The sequence below is a fragment of the Streptomyces sp. Y2F8-2 genome (genome assembly GCF_014905555.1).
Classification (GTDB): domain Bacteria; phylum Actinomycetota; class Actinomycetes; order Streptomycetales; family Streptomycetaceae; genus Streptomyces; species Streptomyces cynarae.
On record NZ_BNGS01000006.1, the window covers coordinates 167,699 to 190,466 of the forward strand.

At 69.8% G+C, this 22,768-nt stretch carries 19 protein-coding genes and 1 tRNA gene; 12 read left to right on the plus strand and 8 right to left on the minus strand.

The features are described from left to right. Positions 1-66 precede the first annotated feature (66 nt). Both SY2F82_RS21330 and SY2F82_RS21335 read left to right on the plus strand, forming a co-directional pair. Positions 67-1,341: a M6 family metalloprotease domain-containing protein gene (locus SY2F82_RS21330; RefSeq protein WP_200420746.1), complete on the plus strand. Its 1,275-nt coding sequence runs from the start codon at positions 67-69 to the stop codon at positions 1,339-1,341. 101 nt (positions 1,342-1,442) lie between these two features. Next, on the plus strand, positions 1,443-3,107 hold the full coding sequence (locus tag SY2F82_RS21335) for an IclR family transcriptional regulator C-terminal domain-containing protein (RefSeq protein WP_200420747.1): 1,665 nt from the start codon (positions 1,443-1,445) through the stop codon (positions 3,105-3,107). 98 nt (positions 3,108-3,205) lie between these two features. Here SY2F82_RS21335 and SY2F82_RS21340 read toward each other — a convergent pair whose 3' ends face one another. The 3 genes from SY2F82_RS21340 to SY2F82_RS21350 all read right to left on the minus strand — a co-directional run bounded on the left by SY2F82_RS21340 (position 3,206) and on the right by SY2F82_RS21350 (position 5,999). Beyond that, positions 3,206-3,838, minus strand: a complete 633-nt coding sequence (locus tag SY2F82_RS21340) for a ScbR family autoregulator-binding transcription factor (protein WP_200420748.1) — start codon at positions 3,836-3,838, stop codon at positions 3,206-3,208. Between the two features lie 158 nt (positions 3,839-3,996). Beyond that, positions 3,997-5,229 carry a cytochrome P450 gene (locus SY2F82_RS21345; protein ID WP_200420749.1) on the minus strand — a complete coding sequence of 411 codons (1,233 nt, stop codon included), beginning with the start codon at positions 5,227-5,229 and terminating at the stop codon, positions 3,997-3,999. Between the two features lie 68 nt (positions 5,230-5,297). Next, positions 5,298-5,999, minus strand: coding sequence for a ScbR family autoregulator-binding transcription factor (locus SY2F82_RS21350; RefSeq protein ID WP_200420750.1), 702 nt, complete (start codon positions 5,997-5,999; stop codon positions 5,298-5,300). 313 nt (positions 6,000-6,312) lie between these two features. Here SY2F82_RS21350 and SY2F82_RS21355 point away from each other — a divergent pair, with 313 nt between their 5' ends. Further along, positions 6,313-8,085, plus strand: coding sequence for an acyl-CoA dehydrogenase (locus SY2F82_RS21355; protein ID WP_236041693.1), 1,773 nt, complete (start codon positions 6,313-6,315; stop codon positions 8,083-8,085). Between the two features lie 127 nt (positions 8,086-8,212). On the opposite strand, the gene SY2F82_RS21360 is transcribed toward SY2F82_RS21355, so the two are convergent. Beyond that, complete coding sequence (locus SY2F82_RS21360) at positions 8,213-9,121, minus strand: pyridoxamine 5'-phosphate oxidase family protein (protein ID WP_200420752.1); 909 nt, start codon at positions 9,119-9,121, stop codon at positions 8,213-8,215. A 48-nt stretch (positions 9,122-9,169) separates the two neighbouring features. Further along, positions 9,170-10,042 carry an alpha/beta fold hydrolase gene (locus SY2F82_RS21365; protein ID WP_200420753.1) on the minus strand — a complete coding sequence of 291 codons (873 nt, stop codon included), beginning with the start codon at positions 10,040-10,042 and terminating at the stop codon, positions 9,170-9,172. An 85-nt stretch (positions 10,043-10,127) separates the two neighbouring features. On the opposite strand from SY2F82_RS21365, the gene SY2F82_RS21370 reads away from it, so the two are divergent. From SY2F82_RS21370 to SY2F82_RS21380, 3 genes are all read left to right on the plus strand, one after another. After that, positions 10,128-10,685, plus strand: a complete 558-nt coding sequence (locus SY2F82_RS21370; protein WP_200420754.1) for an ABATE domain-containing protein — start codon at positions 10,128-10,130, stop codon at positions 10,683-10,685. 323 nt (positions 10,686-11,008) lie between these two features. Then, positions 11,009-11,081: transfer RNA gene (locus SY2F82_RS21375), tRNA-Arg, on the plus strand. A 113-nt stretch (positions 11,082-11,194) separates the two neighbouring features. Continuing rightward, positions 11,195-11,539 (plus strand): hypothetical protein, encoded by a 345-nt coding sequence (locus SY2F82_RS21380; RefSeq protein ID WP_200420755.1) that lies wholly within the window; start codon positions 11,195-11,197, stop codon positions 11,537-11,539. 94 nt (positions 11,540-11,633) lie between these two features. Here SY2F82_RS21380 and SY2F82_RS21385 read toward each other — a convergent pair whose 3' ends face one another. Both SY2F82_RS21385 and SY2F82_RS21390 read right to left on the minus strand, forming a co-directional pair. Further along, a complete protein-coding gene (locus SY2F82_RS21385; protein WP_236041694.1) occupies positions 11,634-12,872 on the minus strand; it encodes a site-specific integrase in 1,239 nt (412 codons plus the stop codon). Next, the gene (locus SY2F82_RS21390; protein ID WP_200420756.1) at positions 12,873-13,154 is read right to left on the minus strand and encodes a helix-turn-helix domain-containing protein; all 282 of its coding nucleotides are present in this window, start codon (positions 13,152-13,154) and stop codon (positions 12,873-12,875) included. It abuts the gene before it with no gap. Positions 13,155-13,622: 468 nt separating this feature from the next. Between SY2F82_RS21390 and SY2F82_RS21395 the strand changes: the two genes are divergently transcribed. From SY2F82_RS21395 to SY2F82_RS21420, 6 genes are all read left to right on the plus strand, one after another. Then, positions 13,623-13,865, plus strand: a complete 243-nt coding sequence (locus SY2F82_RS21395) for an AlpA family transcriptional regulator (protein WP_200420757.1) — start codon at positions 13,623-13,625, stop codon at positions 13,863-13,865. A gap of 136 nt (positions 13,866-14,001) precedes the next feature. Further along, complete coding sequence (locus SY2F82_RS21400; RefSeq protein ID WP_200420758.1) at positions 14,002-15,255, plus strand: DUF3631 domain-containing protein; 1,254 nt, start codon at positions 14,002-14,004, stop codon at positions 15,253-15,255. A gap of 221 nt (positions 15,256-15,476) precedes the next feature. Continuing rightward, on the plus strand, positions 15,477-16,340 hold the full coding sequence (locus tag SY2F82_RS21405; RefSeq protein WP_200420759.1) for a DUF2637 domain-containing protein: 864 nt from the start codon (positions 15,477-15,479) through the stop codon (positions 16,338-16,340). Between the two features lie 279 nt (positions 16,341-16,619). Then, complete coding sequence (gene mobC, locus SY2F82_RS21410; RefSeq protein WP_308437781.1) at positions 16,620-17,108, plus strand: plasmid mobilization relaxosome protein MobC; 489 nt, start codon at positions 16,620-16,622, stop codon at positions 17,106-17,108. After that, on the plus strand, positions 17,105-18,814 hold the full coding sequence (locus SY2F82_RS21415; RefSeq protein WP_200420761.1) for a relaxase/mobilization nuclease domain-containing protein: 1,710 nt from the start codon (positions 17,105-17,107) through the stop codon (positions 18,812-18,814). Before mobC ends, SY2F82_RS21415 begins: the two co-directional genes overlap by 4 nt. Before the next feature lie 99 nt (positions 18,815-18,913). Then, complete coding sequence (locus SY2F82_RS21420; protein ID WP_200420762.1) at positions 18,914-19,372, plus strand: ATP-binding protein; 459 nt, start codon at positions 18,914-18,916, stop codon at positions 19,370-19,372. Here SY2F82_RS21420 and SY2F82_RS21425 read toward each other — a convergent pair. Beyond that, on the minus strand, positions 19,330-21,876 hold the full coding sequence (locus tag SY2F82_RS21425) for a SpoIIE family protein phosphatase (protein WP_236041695.1): 2,547 nt from the start codon (positions 21,874-21,876) through the stop codon (positions 19,330-19,332). The two genes, SY2F82_RS21420 and SY2F82_RS21425, sit on opposite strands and share 43 nt — an antisense overlap. Positions 21,877-22,768 lie beyond the last annotated feature (892 nt).

Genomic DNA, 22,768 nt, shown 5'->3' on the forward strand with positions numbered 1-22,768 from the left:
CGGCACAGGGTGATCGCAAGGGTGCAGCCGGTGAGGCGCGGCTGCCGTGGAGCGAAGGGCCACCGCATGCAGCCGTTCCGCCGCCGCATACGCCCGCGCCGCGCCGCCTCGCTCGCCTCGGTCACCGTCCTGACGCTGGCGGTCTCCACCTCCGCCGGCACGGCACATCTGACCACGGGCTCCACGACGGCGGGCCCCATAGCCCCGGCCCGCTCCTCGACGCTGCGCCCCTGCATGCTCCACGGTCACAACCGCGTGCTGATGCCGGAGAGCATCCCCACCCCCTCCGGCTACGCCCGCTCCACCGGCACCGTCCACGCCCTGAACCTGATGATCGACTTCTCCGACGCACCCGGACAGGGCAGCGCGCTCGACCGGCTGGCGGAGTTCGTCCCGCAGACCCGTCAGTGGTTCACCACCAGCTCCTACGGCCGCCTCGACTACCGCACCGAGGCCCCGATACGCCACTGGCTGCGCATGCCGAAGCCGTTCAGGGCGTACGGCATACAGCGCGGCGCCCCCTTCGACCCCGGCTACCGCGAACTCGTGCAGGACATCGTGACCGCCGCCGACCCCCAGGTCGACTTCCGCCACTACGACCTGGTGAACGTACTCGTCACCCCGAACGCCGGCCCCTCCGCCCTGGACACCGTCCTGTCGGTGACCTTCGCCGGCAACGCCGAAGCCCCGGTCGCCGACGGCGTCCCCGTCTCCAACGCGTCCTTCATCTACAGCCGCCAGGACGACGGCTCCGGCTCCTACCCGCAGACCGGCTTCCGGGTCCTGCCCCACGAGAACGGCCACATCTTCGGCCTGCCCGACCTCTACACCCAGGAGGGCGGCGGCGCCGTCGGGCACTGGGACATCATGAGCGAAGACTGGGGCGCCGACAACGACATGCTGGCCTGGCACAAGTGGAAGCTCGGCTGGCTCGAGGACTCCCAGATCGCCTGTGTGACCGCGCACGGCTCATGGCAGTACACGCTGACCCCGCTGGCCCGCGCCGGGGGCCGCAAACTGGTCTTCCTGCCGTTCAGTTCCAGGGCGGGCTATGCCCTGGAGCTGCGCACTCGTGAGGGCAACGACGCGGCGGTGTGCCGGGCCGGCATCCTCGTCTACCGGGTCGACGCGGACGTCGACACCGGCAACGGCCCCATCCAGGTCTACGACTCCACGCCCGACAGCGGCGGCTGCACCCGCAGCCCGAACGTGCAGACCGAGCTGTCCGACGCGGCGTTCGTGTCCGGGCAGAGCTTCGCGGACCCCAAGGAGGGGATCGTCATCACCGTCGAGGCGAAGGCCCCCTCCGGCGACTACCGGGTACGGGTGACGCGGCGCTGACGCACCCGGAGGTGGTCCCACCGAAGGCATACGGGGGTCGGGGCGCCCTGCGCCGTATGTGAACACGGCGCAGGCGGCAGGCCCCGCATTACCGTGACCCCATGCTCCCGAACGTCACCCCGGCCCCGGACACCACCGCCCCAGCCGAAACCGTCGCCCCCCTCATGCGCGGCCTCAACGTGCTGCGCCGGCTCACCGACGCCGACGGCAGCTGCAGCCTCAGCGCCCTGGAGCGGGCCAGCGGACTCGCCCGGTCCACGGTCGACCGGATCACGGCGACCCTCGCCCGCATGGAGTACGTCCGGCTGGACGGCCGGGACGTCGTGCTCGCGCCGCGGCTGATGGAGCTGGGCAACGCCTACCTCGCGGCGCTGCGGCTGCCGAAGCTGCTGCACGCGCACGCGGACGCGCTCGCCGACGAGCTGGACGAGTCGGTGTCGCTCGCGGTCGCCGACCGGGACGGCATCCGCTTCATCCACCAGGCGACCCGACGCCGCGCGATGTCGCTGAGCTTCCGCATCGGCGATCTGCTGCCCGCGGAACGCACGGCTCCGGGGCCGCTGTTCGCGACCGAGTGGGACGAGGAGGACTGGGCGCGGTGGCACGCGCGGCGGGCGGCGGACCCCGAGGACCGCCGCTTCCCGGCGGTGCCGGCGCGCAGCCGCCCGCTCGACGGCTCCGACCGCTCGGTGGGCGACGACTTCGAGGAGCGCACCGGGCAGGCGCGGGCACAGGGGTGGGCGCTGGACGACCAGTTGATCGAGCCCGGCCTGGTGGCGCTGTCCCTGCCCGTGCGGGAGGAGGACGGCAGGATCGTCTGTGTGGTGAGCGTGGTGAGCCACACCAGCCGGCACACGGCGGACGATCTGCGCCGGGCGCTGCTGCCGCGGCTGCGCACGGCCGTCGCGGCGATGGAGCGGGAGCTGCGCGAGGCCCCGCCCGCCGTGCCCACGGCGCCGTCGGGGCTCGCGGCCTGGACGGGGGCGTCGAAGCAGGAGCTGGGGCGGGAGTTCGTGGAGTCGCTGGCCCGCGGGCTGACGGTGATCACGTCGTTCGGTGAGGGCCGCTCCGAGCTGACGCTGACGGAGGTGGCCGAGGCGACGGGTCTTGCACGGGCCACGGCACGGCGGGCGCTCATCACGTTGGAGCACCTGGGTTACGTCACCGTGCACGGCCGTTTCTTCCGGCTCACCCCGCGCGTACTGGGCCTCGGCTTCCCACCGCTGTCGCGGACGACCCTGTCGGACATCGCGACCCCGCACCTGACCGCCCTGTCCGACCGGGTGCACGAGTCGACGTCGTTGGCGGTGCTGACCGGCGACGACATCCAGTACACGGCCCGGGTGACCCCGAGCCGCATCATGAGCGTCAACATCACGGTCGGCGCCCGGCTGCCGGCCTACGCGACCTCGCTGGGCCGGGTGCTGCTGGCGGACGTCCCGGAGCCGCCGCTGCCCGAGCCGGCCCCGCTGACGCGGCTGACGGTCACGGACCCGGCCGAGTTGAGGGAGGTGCTGGAGCGCGTACGGCGCGACGGATACGCCCTGGTCGACGGGGAACTGGAGGAGGGGCTGCGGTCGATCGCGGTCCCGGTGCGGGAGCGCGGGGGCCGGGTGGTGGCGGCGGTCAACGTGGCCATGCACAGCAGCCGCCGTACGCCCGAGGAGTGCGTGACGGACGTCCTGCCGCAGTTGTACGCGACGGCGGCGCGGATCGAGGCGGACCTGCGTGTGGCAGGGCGGTTCCGGAGGGTGCCGAACAGCTGACGGGGCGACGGTCTGCGACCTTGCGCCCTTACGCGCTTGCGCCCTTGCGCCCTTGCGCCCTTGCGCCCACGCGCCCTCGCGACGGAACGGCGAACCGGTCAGACGACCTCCGCGTGTCTCCCCGTGGCCACCACCCTGTGCTGCGTCGGCGCCGTGGCGATGCGCGGCAGGAGCAGAGACCAGAAACGGGTGAGCGTGATACGGGACAGCCAGCGCACGTCGTGCCCGCCCAGCTCGGCGAAACCGACCGTCGCGCCGACCACCGTGGCGACGAGGTCCCGGGGTGCGACGTCGGAGAGCAGCCCGTCCCGCGCGCACCGGGCGACGATGTCCTCCACCCAGGCGTGCCACCGCTCGTGGAGGCTCACACCGCGACCGGCGTCCTCCGCGACACCGTCGAGGCAGAACCCTGCTCGCATCACGAGGTCCTGACGCAGGCTCAGCAGCAGAGCGTGGCTCGTGTCGACCAGCGCCTGCAGCGAACCGCCGAGCTGGGGCGGCGGTCGCTCGGCGGAGACGATCCGGTCGAACCGCTCGGCCGCCGCGCCCCGCACCGCCGCGGCGAGGTCGGCCTTGCTGGGGAAGTGGAAGTGCAGCGCGCCGTTGCTGACCCCGGCCCTGGCGCTGATCGCCGCCAGCGAGACCACCTCGTAGCCGTCGCGGCTGAACAGTTCGGCGGCGGACTCGATCAAGGCGTTGCGCGTGCGGACAGCACGTTCCTGCTTGGCCATCAGACGCTCCGTTGCTGCGCGGGTACGCTCAGGATAACAAACCGTCCGTGCGGTTTTCAGCCCGAGCGGCTTGGTCGCTCGGCGGCTCGGCGGATTCGGCGGCTCGGCGGCTCGGCGGCTCGGCCGACTCGGGTTCGCCCGGCTCTGGACCGGCTCGGTCAGCTGGGGCGGAGCACGACGGGCAGGGCCCCGTATCCATGGACGATGAAGGACCGCACCGGTTCGATCCCGTCGAGCGGCATCGCCGCCTCCAGGTCCGGGAAGCGGGTGAAGAGCGCCGCCAGGGCGGACGTCGCCTCCAACCGGGCCAGCGGTGCGCCCAGACAGCGGTGGACACCGTGTCCGAACGCCAGGTCGTCCCTCCGGCCGGACCGCAGCACGTCGAAGACGCCCACGTCGTCCCCGTACGCCTCGGGGTCCGAGGCCGCACCCGCGAAGGAGACCAGGATCGGATCGCCCTTCCTGATGAGCACCCCGTCGAGCTCGATGTCCTCGACGGCGAACCGCATCGGCGAGTACGCGGCGGGCGCGTGCGTGCGCAGCGTCTCGGCCACCACGTCGGCCCAGTCCGCGCGGCCCTGACGGACGTGCGCCAGCTGCTCCGGGTGGGAGCACAGCGCGCCGACGGCGTTGGTGATGAGCGTGCAGGTCGTCTCCTGGCCCGCGGCGATCATCAGGTAGAGCGTGCCGAGGAGTTCCTGCTCGGTCAGCCGGCCGTCGTCGCTGTCACGGACCTCGATCAGCGCGGTGGTCAGATCGTCGCCGGGCCTGGCCCGTTTCCCCGCGACCAGCTCGCCGAGCATTCCGAAGACCCGCACCTGCGCCGCGGCCATCTCGGCCCCGGGCACGGCCGTACCGAACACCAACTCCAGGTCTGCGCAAAGCGGTTCGCGCGCCTCCTCGGCGACGCCGAACAGCTCGCAGATCACTCGCATCGGCAGCACCTTGGCGAACCGGTCCCGCAGGTCGACCACTTCGCCGTCCGGCAACGCCTCCAGCTCGTCGAGCAGTTCTCCGGTGAGCTGCTCGACGCGGGGCCGCAGCGCCTCGGTACGGCGGACGGTGAAGGCGGCGGCGACCAGCCGGCGCAGCCGGGCATGGCTGTCACCGTAGGCGAAGAGCATGTTCTCGTTCGCCACCCACGGGTACAGCGGCCAGTCCTGGCCTATGCGGCCGGCGACGAAGTCGGGCCAGTGCCGGCGGGCGTCCTTCGAGACCCGGGGATCCGTCAGGAGCCGCTTGACGTACTTCTGCCGCACGACGGCCCAGGCGCGCACCCCGCCCGGCAGCTCCACCTCGACGGCGGGGCCCTGCGACCGTAACCGCGCGGTCTCGCCCGCCAGGTCACGTCCGGTCACGTCAAGGGTGTACGGGCACGCGGTCATGTCCATGGGGTGTGCACTCCGTTCGATCGGTCGGTCGGCCCTTCGGCTTTCGACGCGGTGCGCCGGCGGAGGCATCACCCGCGTTTTTCTTCTTCGCGTTCTTGCTCGAGCTCTTCGGCGCGGCGTCTCATCGCGGCTTCGAACACCTTCGGCCCCCGCTCCGGAGAGAAGTCCAGGCGGACCAGGATCCCCGGCACGGCCACGGACGGCATCAGGAACCGGTAGAGATCGGCCACCCGCTCGGCCAGGTCCACCCGCCCGGTCATGATCCGCGACAGGACCTGGACCCCGGTGAACGCCCCGACGAACAGCTTGGCGAGCGCGGCGACGTCGACGTGCGGAAGGAGTTCGCCCCTCTGCTTGGCCTCCTCGAAGAGGGCCTGCGTGTGCTCGGTCCACTCCTGCATCGGCACCCGGCGGTTGAGGTGGTCCTTGGGCGACCCCTGGTCCACGGTCAGGCGCACGCTTCCCTGGACGATCGGATCGCCCGTGTCGCTGCGGAGCAAGTACGACAGCAGCAGCGCCTCGTCCAGCGACTCCTGCAGCTTCAGCTCCTGCTCGGGGACGCGCGGCAGCGAGGAGACCTGCTCGGCCAGCACCGCCTGGGCCAGCTCTTCCTTGGAGGTGAAGTGGAAGTACAGGGCGCCCTTGGTGACCCCCGACCTGTTCAGCACGTCGGAGATCGTCGCCGCTTCGTACCCGACCTCGTCGAACACCTGCGCAGCGGCGACCAGGATCGCCCGCCGCGTGCGAATGGCCCGCTCCTGCCGCGCCACAAGCAGTCCCCTCTCCGTCGCACCGGACAATAAAACCAGCCAAACGGTTTGACAACCCTGCTGCACCGCCCCGACAAACGGACACTCGGGAGCGAAAGGGGCTGGCCAGTGCCGGGGAGAGCCCGGAGAGACTCATGAGGGGGTTGAAAAGAAAACCGGTTGGTACGTATCTTCGGTCCTGCTCAGCGCCTGACTCGAGATCCAGACCCACACCAGGGACCCACCCAGGGAAAGCCCCATGACTGTCATGACGTCCGAGACGTTAGGGACGGAAGCAACGTCAGGAACGCAAGCCGGGGACCAGGCACACCCGGTGGCCGACGATCTGGCGCACCTTCTCTTCGAGGGCGCTCGTCGCGATCGTACCCACGGCGTGTGGCGCACGGCGATCTCCGGCCGGGCGTTCGCGTACCGGCCCGGCCTGTCCGCCGCCGAGCGGATCGCTCTCTCCTACGAGCGTCTGCGTCTCGTCAACGATCGCCTCGACGATCCCCTGCGGTTCGCGGCCGACCCGCACCGGCTGGCCGCGCTGCACGAGTGGATCGGACCGGTGGACGGCGGGCTGACCACCCTCGCGAGCATCCACTACAACCTCTTCCTCGGCAGCCTCGTCGACCACGACCACGGGGACCGCGATCTGTCCGCCTTCGGCTCGCTCCGCAACACAGGAACGTTTCTGTGTACCGAGCTGGAGCACGGCAACGACGTGGCCGCGATGGAGACCGTCGCCGTCTTCGACCGCACGAGCGGCGGCTTCCACCTGCACACGCCGACGCCCGGCGCGCAGAAGTTCATGCCCAACACGACCTTGACGGGCGGTCCCAAGACGGCGGTCGTGGCAGCCCGGCTCGTCGTGGACGGCGAGGACCGGGGCGTGTTCCTCTTCCTCACCCCGCTCAGCGACGAGACCGGGCACCTGCCGGGGGTGACGGTCCGCCGGCTGCCGGAGCGCACCGGCACCCCGGTCGACCACGCCCTCACATCCTTCGACCACGTGTGGCTGCCGCGCGAGGCACTCCTGGAAGCCGACCACGGCCGCCTCGCCCCGGACGGCACGCTGACCAGCAACCTCGGCAACAAGCGCAAACGGTTCCTGCGCTCCATCAACCGCGTCACCATGGGCAAGCTCTGCATGAGTGCCGGCACCCTGGGCATGGCCCGCGCCGCGCTCGCCATCGCGGTCCGCCACGCCCACAGCCGTCTGATCGCCGGTCCCAGGGCCGCCGAGCGCATACCGGTCGCCGCCCACCGCAGCCACCACAGCCGGCTGCTCGACGGCCTGGCGACGGCGTACGCGATGACGTTCCTGCACCGCACCGTGGTGGACCGGTTCGCCGCGCACACCGAGGAGGACCGCGAGGAGGTCGAGCGGCTCGCGGCGATCGCCAAGGGCTGGATCACCTGGCAGGCACGCACGATCACCACCGAGTGCCGCGAACGGTGCGGCGCCCAGGGCCTGTTCCCCGCCAACGGCATCTCGGAGCTGCCCGGCAACATCGAGGGCGGCATCACCGCCGAGGGCGACAACCTGGTGATCTGGGTGAAGGCCGCCTCCGAGATGGTCTTCGGCCACGATCCGAGGCCCCCGCACGCACCCCCGGCCGACGCAGACCTGACAGACCTCGCCTTCCTACGGGGCCTGCTCGCCCGGGTCGAGGCCATCTGGCAGCAACGGGCTCGCACGGCCCTGCGCGAAGGCCCGTCCGGCGACCCGGTCGGCCGCTGGAACACCACCTCGGAAGCCGCCCTGGAGATGGTCTCGGCCCACGCCCAGCTCCAGGCGGCGAACGCGTTCGCCACGGCCTCGGAACGGCCGACGGACCCGAGGTCCCGACGGCTGCTGCGCAACCTGTGCCGCCTGTTCCTGCTCCGCCACCTGCGCGCCCACACGGGCGACCTGCTCGCGGAGGGCCACCTGTCGCCGGACCACGTACGCTCGTTTCCCAAGGCACGGGACGCGCTCATCACCGAACTGGCACCGCAGATGACGACCTTGGCCGACGCGTTCGACTTCCCGCTGGAGATGCTGTCGCGCATACCGATCGCGAGCGGGGGGACGGTCGAGCCGCTGGAGCCGACGGAGTAGCTCCAGCCGATCGGGCGAGCACGACCTTCCGGCGGCCGGAGATGACCGGGGCGCCCATGGTGAATTGGTCTGCTCGGGCCGGTCCGCGAACGCAAGAGGTGCCACCGGTCAGCAACGGCCCCGTGGGTCAACTGCGGACGCGAACAGGCGGGTTGACCGGCGAGTAGGCGTGGAACGCCCATCTGAGGGAGCTTGCGTGGTCGATCTGCACGACCTTGGCGATCTCGAACTCGACCATGCGCAGGGCTCCTGGGTGCTTCTGGGCGCCGGCGGGGTTCCAGTCGATCCGGCCCCGCCCGGTCAGCTGCAGCGTGTGGCCGTTCTCCCAGTCCAGGAAGAGCAGACCGGCCGCTGGGTTGAGATGCATGTTGCCGAGCGTCATGTAGAACTGGTTGCCGGCGTAGTCCGGCCAGACGATCTTGCGCGGGTTGACCACCGTGACGAATCCCGGCATGCCGCCGCGGTGCGAGGAGTCGGCTCCGTGCTCGGGTGAGAGACTCGCGATGAAGAACGTGTCGGCACCCCCGATCCACCGCTGCTGGTCTTCGCTGAGCTCTTCGCCGGTCACGGCCGGTCCGGGGCCTTGGGGTGCGGTCTTCTCGATGGTGCGTGTCTGAAGGTACTTCGGGCAGTTGCCCAGTACCTGCTCGGTCCGCACGATGAGGCGGTCCCCGTCGCGTCCGGCGACTCCGTTCATCCGGATCCGGCGCCGCGTCTGCGGCTGGAGGGCGAGCACTCCGATGTCCCGTTCGGTGTCGAAGACCTCGCGGAGTGGGTCACCCGGCGCAGGCAGTGCGTTGATGACGACGGTCCGTTCGTCCACCGGCTCGGCGAAACCGGGCGGCCCGTCCACGATGGTCGACCAGATCGCACCGTCATCGTCGGCCCCGCCGACGACGAGCATGCGCTGGTCCCTGATGAAGGGGACGAACCCCCGGGGGATGTCGGGGCCGAACATGGGAGAGCCCCATCCGGGGCCGCCTTCGCCCGCCTGATGCTGGATCGCCTGCTCGCCCTCGTGTACGAGGTTCTTCACGCTCGTCAATGCTCCTTGTGTCGATGCGACGGCCGGACGCGGGTCTGCTTACTTCCAGACGCGGTCGAGGAAGTCGGCGATCAGTGGGGCGATCTCCGGCAGATGGGTCTCGAGGGCGAAGTGCCCGGTGTCGAAGAGGTGGAGTTCGGCGTCGGGCAGGTCGCGGAGGTAGGCGCGGGCCCCGGGCTCGGGGAAGAAGGGGTCGTTGCTTCCCCAGGTGATGAGGGTGGGCGGGGTGTGCAGGCGCAGCCAGGCGTGCCAGTGGTCGTAGCGCTCGACGTTGGAGTGGTAGTCGAAGATCAGTGCCTGCTGGGCGTCCTTGCGGCCGGGCAGGTCCAGGAAGTACTGGTCGATGATCCAGCCTTCGGGGGCGATGAGGCCGGGGCTGGTGACGCCGATCTCGTACTGGCTGCGGGTGCCGTCGAGGGTGAGCATGTCCTGGATGGCGCCCTGGGCGCCGGGGGTCTCGGGGGTCAGGCCGAGGAGGCCGCGGGCCGCGTCCGAGAGCCCTTCCTCGTAGGCGTTGCCGTTCTGTACGACGAGACCTGCGATCCACTCGGGGTGGCGTTCGGCGATGCGGAAGCCGATGGGCGCGCCGAAGTCGAAGACGTACATCACGAACCGGTCGAGGCCGAGGGTCTGGATGAAGCCTTCGGTGATGTCGGCGAGGCGGTCGAAGGAGTAGGTGAAACCGTCCGGGACCTGGGTGTTGCCGAAGCCGGGATGGTCCGGGGCGATCAGCCGGTAGTGGGAGCCGAGCGCGTCGATGAGACGGCGGAACTGGTGGGAGCCGGACGGAAAGCCGTGCAGGAGCAGCAGCACGGGCGCGTCGGCCCGGTCGGGGAGGGATTCCCGGTAGAAGACGCGGACGCCGTCGACCTCAAGGTGGCGATGGACGGTGCGGGCGACAGGAGCGAGCATGTCTAATCCTTCTTTCGATATCTGATGCATTAGGTATACCGAAGGCGCGACTAACATGTCAACGCAGCGATGTACCATTAGTCATATGAGTGATCTCGTGCCGCTGACCGGAGAACCCCTGGCGCTGGACCTGGTGAACACCCGTCCGTCCGTCGGTGACCTGCTCGCGACCCCGGACGACCTGCGGGCCTGGTGGACCCTCGAGGCGGACCGCCTCCCGGACGAGGCACCTCGCGAAGTGACCGCCGCAGACCTGGCCGCCGTGCGCGCCGTACGCGAGCACACCGCCCGCGCCCTCGATCGGGTCCGCCGAGGCGACGAGCCCTCGGCCGCCGACTTGGAGGCGCTCAACCAGGCGCAGCGTGCCGCCCCGGCGATCAATGAGCTGGCGTGGAACGGGTCTGCGGTGGTCGCCACACGCCGACGCGACGGCTCACCGGGCCTGCGACTGGCCGCAGGCCTCGCGGAGGCCGCCGCCGAACTGCTGGCGGATCCGGCGGTCGCCAGGATCCGGGAGTGCGAGGCCGACGACTGCGTGATGCTCTTCCTGCCCGCCCATCCGCGCCGCCGCTGGTGCTCCGCCGCCCGCTGCGGCAACCGGGTGCGCGTCGCCCGCCACTACCAGCGGCACAAGGCCGGATAGCGCAGACGTTCCGTCGCTCACGTCCGGGGTGAACCGGGGTGACCAGCGGTGCGGGAGCGAACCGAACCGGCCGACCTCGCAGCCTGACGCCTCCCCGCCGCCCGTCCCATCCCCTCGCCCAGCCCAGCGACACCCACTTCCGACCTGACCTGCCTCGCAGCCGCCAACCTGACCAACCTTCCGGCCGACGCGGCACCAGCCGCTACACTGTGGGCGGTGGCACGGCTGTAGGCCAGCCCTGCCATCGCAACACTGCCGGGAACGCGTCTGACGAGGTCCGCCTAATTGGCACCAATTTCAGACATGCCTTCCGACAGATCCCTGCCTTCGTAGCTCAGGGGATAGAGCACCGCTCTCCTAAAGCGGGTGTCGCAGGTTCGAATCCTGCCGGGGGCACAGAGAAACACCAGGTCAGGAGCCCTTCCGTCCAGCGGACGGGAGGGCTCCTGCGCTTGCAGCACACACATGGCACACATGCCGTGCGCGCGGATGGTGGGGAGCTGTGCAGGATGCCCGTCAAGGATGAGCTGGCCCGGCGCCGGTACGAGAAGCTGATCGACCGGCTTGAATCGCTGATGCGGGCGACCCTGAAGCCGCAGTTCAAGGGCTACCACGGTCAGCTGATCCTGAGCGGCGACGATCTTGCGGAGTTGGGCGACCTCAAGGACGTCCGGCATGCCGCTCGGGAAGCGGGACGTCGTCTCGGCTGGAAGACCACCACCCGTCTTGTCGGTGACCGGCTCTTCGTGCTGGACGAGCGGAAGGTACCTGAGGAGATCGAGCGGCTGGCCGGCGACGAGACCGCCGCTGCGATCGACCGAGCCCGGCAGGAGAGCCAGCGACCGCGCGAATGACCTGAGCCGAGAGTGACACAAGGGGCCGCCCCACCGCTCAGCGCGGTGGGGCGGCCCCTTGTGTTGCGGCTCCCCGGCACGGATCAGACCCACATCACGCTGCATCGTCCTCCAGGGCGGCCACCTCCTCGGCGGCCTTGCGGGCCTTCTTCTCCGCCTTCTCCAGCTTGGCCTTCGCCTTGGCCAGTTGCTTGGAACGGCGCTTGTGCATCTTCTTCGAGACCTCGTCCAGGCGGTCGGGGAAGAGATGGCCATACGTGTCCAACGTCAGGGTCGCGGACTTGTGGCCCAGCATCGTCTGTACGACGTTGACGTCCGCACCGCTCGCGATGGCCAGCGACGCCGCCGTGTGCCGCAGCTTGTGCGGGGTGACGTTGAGGTCCCCCAGCCCGGCCTTCACAACCGCCGGTGCGAAGAACCGCTGCCGGAAGTTGCGGGCCCGCAGCGGTCCGCTCTGCGGGGCGGTGAAGAGCAACTCCTCGTCCCCCCGCCCCTGGACGTGCGGCTTCAGCTCCTCGGCCAGGAACCGCGGGATCGGTACCGACCGGCGCTCGTGGTTCTTGGGGGTGTCGAGGTAGAGCTTGCCGTTGTCCTCGGCGTACGCCTCGACGATGTGGGCCCGGCAGGCGTCGAGGTCGACGCGGCCCACCTTCAGCGCGGACGCCTCGCCCCAGCGCAGGCCGGTGTAGGCCAGCAGCAGGATGAACACCCGGTAGGCGCCTGACGCGTTGGCCAGCGCGTCGACCTGCATGTCATCGAGGTACACGTGGTCGGCCGGCGCCGCCTTCGGCAAGGGCACGCCGACAGCCGGGTTGACCGCCAGACGACGAGCCTTGACCGCGTAGCCGAGAACGCGGCTGAGGACGACGTACGCCTTGCGGACCGAGCGGGGGCTGAGCTTCCTGCCGCCGGTCGCCTCGCCGGACAGCAGGTCCGCGAGCCACTCGGCGATGTCCTCGAAGTGGATGCGGTCCAGCGGAGTGGTGCCCCACTTGGGGATCACATGGACGTCAAGAACGCCGCGATAGCGCCCCCGGGTCGAACGCTTGAGATGAATCTGCGCGGCCAGCCAGGACTCCGCCACCTCCGCGAACTTCACGCGCGCGGCGGCCGGATCACGGTAGGAGCCGTCATTGAGTCGGGACTCCATCCTCGTCCGCTCGATCTCGGCGTCGACCTTGCGGGCGAAGGTCTTCATCTTCGGCTTGCCGTCGGGGCCGTACCAGCGCACGCGGTAGCGCCCCGGTGGCGTACGACCCGCCCGCTTGGCCTTCGCCACGGCCTCGGCATACGCCGCGTGCCCTATGCGGTCCTCAATCCAGACTCGCGCCAACTAGCACCCCCTCCGGTCGTCGGTGGACGCCGAGGGGAGCGGCAGGAGCAGGGTCGTGGGAGGGGTACCGAGCGCGGTGGCGATGGCGACGAGGTCGTCGATGTCGCAGCGCCGGCGGCCGCGTTCGGTACGGCTGAGGGCGGTGTTGGTCATCGGGCGGCCCAGTGCGGTGCAACGGGCTGCGAGTTGGTGCTGGGTCAGGCCGCGCACGAGGCGTAGGTGCTCGATGGCGCGGGCGGTGTGAAGGCCGGCGGGCCCTATTTCTACAGGTCGGGTTGCCATAACAGTTAGCTGTAACTTGCAGCCGGACGTTATGGCAAGAGTTGGTTCTTAAACTCTACAAAAGTCGTACCGAGGCTGAGTGGCGTTCCTCTCATCGAATTCCGGCACATCGCGAGCCGTTTCGTCGTGGGCGCCGTGCTACCTTCCCTTCGCGTCGCGAAAGTGGGCGATTTGAGCAAGTATCAGCCGAACCATCCGGCGAGCTCAGCAAGTGGCATCTGACCGATCCGAGCTATCTCTGAGCTGCGGAGGTATCGGATTCCGACACCTCTACTGATCGCCTCGCCGCAAAAAAATTTCATGTTCCGCAGGAGCGATTTCGGCAACCGGGGATCCACCCTTACTGTTCTCGTCTCACCGGCCACACCGAGAGAAGTAGTACAGAGTTTCAGAACCAACTCTGGACTTCCCTCTGGATGGTGTGGCTGTGTTGTCCAGGCACGTTGTCCAAGACCGAAAAGGAGCCCTGTGCCGACCCCTTCCCCCCGCAACACCAGCGCCCCTGCCACCGCTGCGGCTGGCCAGCGCGGCCCGCTTGCCACCCCTGCGGAGGTCGCCGCGTACCTCGGGGTGCCGGTGAAGACCCTCTACCAGTGGAAGTACCGGGGCATCGGCCCCAACGTGCACAAGGTCGGCCGCCACCTGCGCTACCGCTGGCACGACGTGGACGCCTGGGTGAACGCCCACTCCACGTACGACCTCACGGCCTGAATCCGCCCTTCCGGGACAGCGAAACGGCCCTCGGCGTGCCACCGCCGAGAGCCGCAGAGTCCCTGCCCCATCGCCCTTGAACGATCGAATCGGTGGGCCGGGCCTTGCCCGTCCGGCCCACCAGGAAGGAACGCCTGTGGACGAATCTACGTCTCCCGCCACCCCCGCCGCATCCTCCACATCCGCCTGGCCGCCCGTCGCCGCCCCCGGCCAGGCTGCCACTGCGAGAGACTCCACCACCGAGGACGACGAGCCCGCGCAGGTCGGCGAAGGCGCACAGCTGCTGGACGAGCTGCGGCAAGCGATCGCGCGGTACGTGATCCTCCCCAGCAGTGACGCGTTGACCGCTGTCACGCTGTGGGTGGCAGCCACGCACATCCAGCCCGCGCTCCAGCACGCGCCCCGTCTCGCAGTAGTCGGGCCAGCGAAGCGGTGCGGCAAATCCCGCCTTCTGGATGTGATCACGGAAACCGTGCGTGAACCGCTCATCACGGTCAACACCAGCCCGGCGGTGGTCTTCCGCGCGATCGGCGACGATCCGCCCACCCTGCTGGTGGACGAGGCCGACACGATCTTCGGCAGCATCAAGGCCGCAGAGAAGAACGAGGAGCTGCGCGGCCTGCTCAACGCCGGCCACCAGCGCAACCGGCCCGCCCTGCGGATCTCCGGCCCGGAGCACAAGCCGCAGGCTTTCCCCACCTTCGCGATGGCCGCGCTCGCTGGCATCGGGGACCTGCCGGACACAGTGATGGACCGGGCGGTGGTGATCCGTATGCAGCGTCGCAAGGACGGCGAGCGGGTGGAGCAGTTCCGCTCCCGCCGCGACATCCCTGCTCTGCACGCCCTGCGTGACCGGCTGACCGCCTGGTTGCGCCCGCTGTTGGACACCGCAGCGGACCTGGTGCCGCCGATGCCGGTGCAGGACCGGGCAGCGGACACCTGGGAGCCGCTGGTGGTCGTCGCCGAACTGGCAGGCGACTCCTGGCCGGAGCGAGCACGGGCAGCGTGCGTGGCGATGTGCGCGGCCGAGGTCGGCCAGGACGACGAGTCCAATGTGAAGACGCGCCTGCTGAAGGACATCCGCCGCGTCTTCGGGTGCTATGGAGATCCCGACACCGTGCGCACGCGGGACCTGCTGGAGGAACTACTCAAGGACCAGGAGGCTCCGTGGGCCGAGTACCGCAACACCGGTCTGACCCCGCGCCACTTGGGGATCATTCTGAAGGACTTCGGCATCCAAGCGGCCGTCCTCCGCTTCGAGGGCGGACGGCAGGCCCGGGGATTCACCCGCAGGCAGTTCACGGACGCCTGGGCCCGCTACTGCCCCGAGGAGCAGCCACCCGGCAGCGGCGATGAGATCACGCGTCACAGGTCGGCCGTACACCCGTAAACACCCGTCGCACGCGTCGCATCGCAGGTCACCCCCGTGACGGGTCCGGTAGCTGTGACGGGTCCTCCCGTATCACGCCGAGCTCCCGTACCTGTCCTGACCAGGCATGCGACGGGTGCGACGAGTCCGCCGCACTCCCCGTCGGCAGCCCTGCCCCGTGCCTATGGCACCCGTCTCCCTCCGGAGTAACACGCTTGCCCTCACGCACCGCCCCAGCCTCCGTGCCAGTACTGACAGTAGCGATCCGCCTCGGGGTCGCCCTCGTCGGCACGATCGGCTTCGCCCTCTCCTACGACGCCCTGCGGCAGATGGCCGTCGCCATCCACGTGCGCGGGGTCCTCACCTACGCCTTTCCCCTCGTGATCGACGGGTTCATCGCCATCGGCGTCGCCGCCCTGCTCATCCTGCGCACCGCACCCTGGCGCTCGCGCCTGTACGTCTGGGCTTTGGTCGGCCTCGCCACCGTCACCAGCATCTGGGCGAACGCCCTGCACGCCGTGCGCCTCAACCAGCAGGCCCGCACTGCCGGACTCCACCTGGACGATGTCACCGTAGGCGCCCTGTCTGCCATCGCCCCGCTCGCTCTGGCCGGCGCCGTCCACCTCGATCTCGTCATCCGCCGCCACCCCACACCCCGCGCCCAGGAGGCCGCCGCCACAACAAGCCACAACACCCACGGCCACAGCCACAACGGCTCGCACAACGCCGAACCGACTGCTCATGCGGAAGACGACACCCGCCTGCCGGAGCAAGTGCAGAGGTTGCCCGATGTGGCCGTGGCCGACAGCCCCCATGTGGCGGAGGCAGCCGTCAAGGTGCCGCAGCCCGCTAAGCTGCTCACCGCGGCAGAGGGCCACGAACGCGACGCCACGTCGGACGAACTGCTCGCCATTGCCCGCACCGCACCATTGGGACGCGGAGGTCGCGCCTCACGCCGCAACATCGAAGCGGCCATCCGGGCCGCGAGGTACCGCATCGGCAAGGACCGCCTCACCCAGATCAAGGACCAGGTGCAGGCCGAACTCGAGCAAGCCGCCCGCCAACGGCAGACCGAGCCCGACGAAGCCCCCATCGGCGCGCACTGAGGCCCACACCCCCTCCCGCTCGATCCGGTGCTGCTCGTCCCCGCACAGACCAGAGCCGGGACGAGCGGCCCACCGTCGGCGCGATCTCCTCCCCAACCCCGCACGGAGTAGCACTTAATGCACGACCCGCTCCACGAACTGGCCACCAGCCAGCGGCCGATGATCACAACCGCCACCAGCGCAGCAAGGTATGACGTTAGACCGTCCAAGGGTCGGCCCAACGCAGTCCCCTCCGCCCCGGGGGTGGCGGGGGACTTCGGGCACCAGGGGGTGCCCGGGGTGGAGACGCCCGGCGACGTAGCCGAGCAGTCGGCCGCCGACTCCGCCGACGAAGTCACCCTGCGTCATATCGCTCGCCGACGTACCCGCGAAGACGTTCAGCGCAAGCAGCGTGTCGATGTCCGCTACAGCGCCGATGAGAAGACCCGGATCCTCGCCCGCGCGCGCAAGATGGGCATCGCCGGCGCTCACCTCGTCGGCGCCGTGGTCATGGCGTACCTCGACGGTGACCTTAGCGTGGGCCTGGCCGGGCAGCGCACCCAGCTCGATGACTGCCTCGACAAGCTCGACGCCCTGCGGGCCGAGGTCGCCCGTATCGGCAACAACGTCAACCAGATCGCCCACCGCCTCAACGCCGGAGGCGATCCGTACCCTGTGGACACCACCGTCCTCGCCCAGACCGAGCACACCCTGGACGCCGTCCGCGCCGCGATCGGCGACATCGCGCAGACGATGAACCGCGCCGTCTCCGCGAAGGCGGCCCGGTGATCGCCAAGATCGGCAGCGGCAAGAGCACCGCTGGCCTGATCCGGTATCTGTTCGACACGAAGAAGGCGAAGGACCACACCGACCCGCACCTGGTCGCGTCCTGGGACGGTTTCGCCCCCGACCCCGGCCGCGCCAACGACTCCGACGCCACAAAGAAGCGCCTCGTGGCCGACCTCGACCTGCGGGTCAAGCAAGCCCGCCGACTGGGCCGGGCGCCCGAGCGGCACGTGTGGCACTGCTCGGTACGTGCCGCGCCCGGCGACCGGCACCTCACCGACGCCGAGTGGGCCGACATCGCCCACCGGATTGTGGCGGCCACCGGCATCGCGCCACAAGGCGATCCCGATGGGTGCCGGTGGGTCGCCGTACGCCACGCGGACGACCACATCCACATCGCCGCCACCAAGGTCCGAGGCGACCTGCGCACCGCCCGCCACTGGAACGACTACCTGACCGCGGACAAGGAACTCGCGGCCATCGAGAAGGAATACGGCCTGAAGCGGGTGGTGCGCGGCGACCGCACCGCCGCCCAGCGCCCCACCCGCGCCGAGACGGAGAAGGCCCGCCGCACCGGCAAGACCAAGACCTCCCGCGAACGCCTGCGCACCACCGTCCGCCAACTGGTCTCCATCGCCACCAGCCCCGAAGACTTCCTCCACCTGCTCGACGGCGTCGACGGCGTCCTCGTCGACTTCCAGCGCTTCCCCTCCGGCGACGTGCGCGGCTACAAGGTCGCCGTGGAAGGCGACACCAACACCGCCGGCGAGCCGATCTGGTTCTCCGGCGCCAAACTCGCCCCCGACCTGTCCTTCCCCAAGATCGCGGAACGCCTCACCGCGGTCGAGGCCCCGTCCGTCTCGCAGGCGGGCAGCCGGCGCAGGCCCAACCCCTGGCACCAGGCCGCCGCAGCAAGCGAGCGCATCCGCCACCACCTCGACCACGGCGACGACTCAGCCGCCCAGGCCCACATTGCGGCCTTCGGCGAAGCCATAGACGTCCTGCCGCTGCTCGCCCCTAGACACCTGCGGCCACACCTGCAGCAGGCCGCCATCGTCTTCGAACGCGCCACCCGCTCCCGCATCCGCGCCCAGCAGGACCAGGCCCGCGCTCTGCGGAGCGCAGTGCGCGCCCTGCGTATCGCACCGGTCACCGGCGACGGCTCCGGGCTGGCCATGTTCCTCGACATAGCCGTCCTCGTCGTCATAGCCACAGCCCGCTGGCACCAAGCCCGCCGGCACGACCAGCAGGTCACCGCCGCCCACCAGGCCCTGGTCCATCTCCAGGCCGCCTACCGACAGGCTGCTGCCGAGCCGCTGGCCGCCCTGGCCCAGCGCCAGCCACCCGCCGACATCGTGGAACGTCACGCCCAGCGCATCATCGCGATCCTGCCCGAGCACGCCCAACAGGTATTCGACGACCCCGCCTGGCCGGCACTGGCCGCCGCCCTGACCGAAGCCGAGAACATTGGCCACGACCCCGAGCGGCTCCTCCGGTACGCCGCACAGCGGCGCACCCTCGACGACGCCCGCTCCACCGCCAGAACCCTCACCTGGCACATCCAACGGCTCGCTGCCCGGCAGTCACCCAGCGATCGAGCACGAGCCGCACAAGCCCACACGAGCGCGACAGCACGACCGGCACAGCCTGGCCAGACCCCGCCGAACCCGTCGGGACCTGGTACTGCGGCACCTGCTCGGTACCGGTAGGCCCGGCGCTGACGGCCTCGCCACCGGGAGGCTGTCCGCAGAAAGGAAGGTGCCTCACCCCGCCCGACCCTGAGCTGGCTGCGGCGATCCGGAATGCGGATGATCAACCACATTCTGGGCACAAGACTGAACCGAGACAGTCAGACACTGGAGAAGGTGATGGTGCACTCATCCGAGGAGGACAATGACCACGGAACCTCCGAGGCGTACATACGCACGGCAGCCCAGGCGCGTGACATCACCCGCAGCTTCTTGGAATCGGTGGGGCCGTCGAACGGCGCGGAAGCCGAAGCGGTGCTCCTCGTGGTATCCGAGCTGGTGACGAACGCCGAGCGGCACGCTGGCGGCGTCAAAGGGTTCCGGCTGGCTGCCGGGCCCGGCAGCGTCGTGGTCACCGTCTCCGACGCCAGCACCGACCCTCCACGACTCAGTCGCACCAACGCCTTCCAGCCAGGTGGGTTCGGCTGGTACCTCGTCCAGGAGCTGGCCACCGACATCACCGTCGAGGTCCACAGTCAGGGCAAGTCCGTCCGTGCCGTCCTGCCAGTGGCCCACTGAGTTGCGACATGGCCATGGGTGCTGTGGGCGGCGGTCGATGTCAAGGGAAGAGTGCCCGTTTCTGCCGCAGGAGCGAGCAGTTCCGCCCAGATGATTTTGCCGTCCGAGGTGTGGCGGGTACCCCAGCGCGCGGCGAACTGTGCCACCAGGAAGAGGCCGCGGCCTCCTTCATCGCCGGCTTTCGCCCTTCGCATGTGGGGTGCGGTGCTGCTGCCGTCCGAGACCGCGCAGATGAGACGGTTCTCCGTCCGGATGAGCCGCAGGGAAACGGGGCCGCGCGCATGCCGGACCGCGTTGGTGACCAGTTCGCTGACGATCAACTCGGCCGCGAAGGTCAGTTCCTCAAGCCGCCACTGAGCGAGGCGCTCGCCGGTCAGCGCGCGGGCCCGTCCGGCCGTTTCCAGTTCGAAGGCCAGCCCCCATGAGGCGACGCAGTCGGCAGGCAGGGGGCGAGGCCGGGCAACCAGGAAGGCGACGTCGTCCGGAGGACGATCGGGCAGCAGGATGCGCTCCAGGGTGCCGGTGATCTCTTCCAGTGGGCGGTCCGGATGGGCGAGCGCAAAGCTCAGTCGCGCCAGACCGATGTCCATATCGGACTCGGAGGCCGTGATCAGACCGTCGGTGTACAGAGCCACGACGCAGTCGTCCGGGATGTCGACCTCCACCGCTTCGAAGGGCATACCGCCCACACCGAGCAGGGGGCCGATCGGGATGTCGCAGAACTCCACCGGCTTGTTCCTGTGTGCGATGGCAGGTGGCGGATGCCCGGCGCTGGCGAACGTCGCACGCCGCGTGACCGAGTCGTAGACGCCGTACAGGCACGTGGCACCGACCACGCCCTCGGCTCCCTCGGGATGCGCGATCTCGGCCTCCTCGGCCAGGCGCTGGACCAGGTCGTCGAGGTGTGCCAGCAGTTCGTCGGGGGGCAGATCCAGATCGGCGAGCGTGTGCACGGCTGTGCGCAGCCGGCCCATGGTGGCAGCGGCACGCAGGCCGTGTCCGACGACGTCGCCGACCACCAGCCCCACCCGGGCACACGCCAGGGGCAGGACATCGAACCAGTCTCCGCCCACCCCTGCCTCAGAGTCGGCCGGCAGATAGCGGTAAGCAGCTTCCACGGCCGCGCGGGCGGGCATTTCGTGCGGCAGCAGACTGCGCTGGAGCATCAGCGCGGAGTGCCGCTCTCGGGTGAACCGGCGTGCGTTGTCGATGCAGACAGCAGCCCGGGCAGCGAGTTCCTCGACGAGGAGCAGGTCTTCCGGTGTGAAGGGTTCAGGGCTGCGCCACCGCATCAGGGTCGCCACTCCCATGGTCACGTCCCGGGCCCGGAGCGGAACCACCATGTGGGAGTGGATGCCCAGCTCTCGTCTGAGGGTGCTGCGCGCGCTGTCCTCCACCAGCCAAGGACTCGAAGGCGCCAACACCGCGTTCAGGACGGGGCGCCCGCTTGCAAGACACTGCCACTGCGGGGACCCGTCTGCATACCCCACCGTGCCGCCAGGTGGGACGACGACTTCGGGCAGGTCCTCGCGGACGGATCGGTGGACGGCCCGGCGCATGTCGCCCGTCCGGGCGACGGAACGGGCATCGGGTTCACGGCCGTCCAGAACGGCCCCGATCAAGTCGACAGCGATGAAGTCGGCGATCTCGGGCACCAGGATCTCGGCGAATTCTTCTGCCGTGCGGTCGAGGTCCAGGGTGCTGCCGATCCGGGCAGCGGCCTTGTTCAGCAGTATCAGTCTGTGCTGGGCTCGGTACAGATCGGTGACGTCGACCGACTCCTCACACACGCCCAGCGTCCGGCCTGCCGCATCCTGCAGTCGGTAGTAGGACAGTGACCACACGTGCTCGCGATCCGGATCCGCCAGAGTACGTCCCCGATACAGAAGATCTACGACGGACTGCCCGGAGGCGAGCACCTCGCCCATCAGCTGCGTCACCGAAGGCGGGTGCCCAGCGGAGAGCACCTGGCTACCGGGATACAGATCGCCCTCACTGCGCCCCAGATACTGCGCGAACTCCCCCGGCAGCTCTTTTCGCGCCGCGGCATTGGCCCAGGCCACCCGCAGGTCCGGGCCATAGATCGTCAGCGCGATCGAGGAATCAGCGGCAAGGCCGTGGAGCACGGCCTGCCGAAACTGCCACTCCGCATGGTCCTCGGCATCCGCCAGCAACAGGAGGTAGGCGGTGCCCGCCGGGAGCCGGTGCAGCGCCGTCGCTGCCCGAAGAGAGTGACCGGAGCGGTGACGCAGAACCGCTTGAACAGGCATGCCATGGTCCGCCTGCGAGCCAGGCCAGTCCCCGTTCGCTTCACCCGCCCGCGCCGACAGCACACCGACCGGTCGGCCAAGCACTTCCTTCGCATGGTAGCCGAGCAGCCGCTCGGCCTGCGGGCTCCAGCCGGTCACCCGTTTCCGTTCGTCCAGCGTGACGACGGCTGCGCGCGTGACACCCAGCGGGTCGCCCCGATCGGCCGCCCCAGGGACGGGTGTCAAAGTAGCCACGACGTCCATCCTCGCTGTTACTACGGCACGGTCAGCGCGCCTCCTTCCAAGAATCTGCTTGCTGGAGCGGAGGCACAACGGCTGGGCGGGAAAGGTAGCGCTGTGCGCGCAGTGACGCACCTGCCCGGCAGCCCGCAGCCGCGCTAAGATACGCCGCACAGGCCCCGGTCCGGCCTTTCCCCCGTAGGGCGTGACCGGGGCTTTTTGCTGCCTGGTCGCCAGGAGGGGAGTCAGTGCGCGGCCACGACCGCCCAGGGCACCATGAGGCCGATTGAATGAACGGGCCGCCACGATGCCGACGGACCCATCACCGTGCACACAGCCGGCCCTAGTTCATGACCTCCCCCTTCCAGGAGAGCGGCCCTTGGCCCGGCCCGGGCGGACCGCCCGGCCGTGGCCGCGACATCGACCCAGGCTGATCACCCTCCGCACGTTCCAGTTCGCGGACTGCACCAGCGACGAAAAGGTGCACCCGATCGTTGAACAAACCAAGGGCGGGACGAGGACTGCGAGTCACCGCCGTCAGCGCAGACCAACGTCGAGGGAATGACACATGATTCCGTTGCAGCACCGTACGAAGGGGCCGCGCACGCTCGGCGCCACGCCTGAGCGGCCCATCGGTCCGTTCGGCCGCTGGCCGGACGGCAGCGAGGACGAAGAGACGGACTCGGTCGCGGACCAAGCTGCTCACCCCACCCAGCCCCCAACGCCAGGGTCCCCGGAAAGCAGCATCAACGCCTCATCAGCATGATTTGCTCGCCGATCCGGTCACTGACCAGGTCGGGCGGCGGCCTCGGCAAGCTGCGAACTTGCCGAGTCAGAGCGCAGGGCGTCATCGCCCCCGACGGCGTCGGCCTTGCGTTACGACTCTTCGTTCGGCCGACCCAGCCGA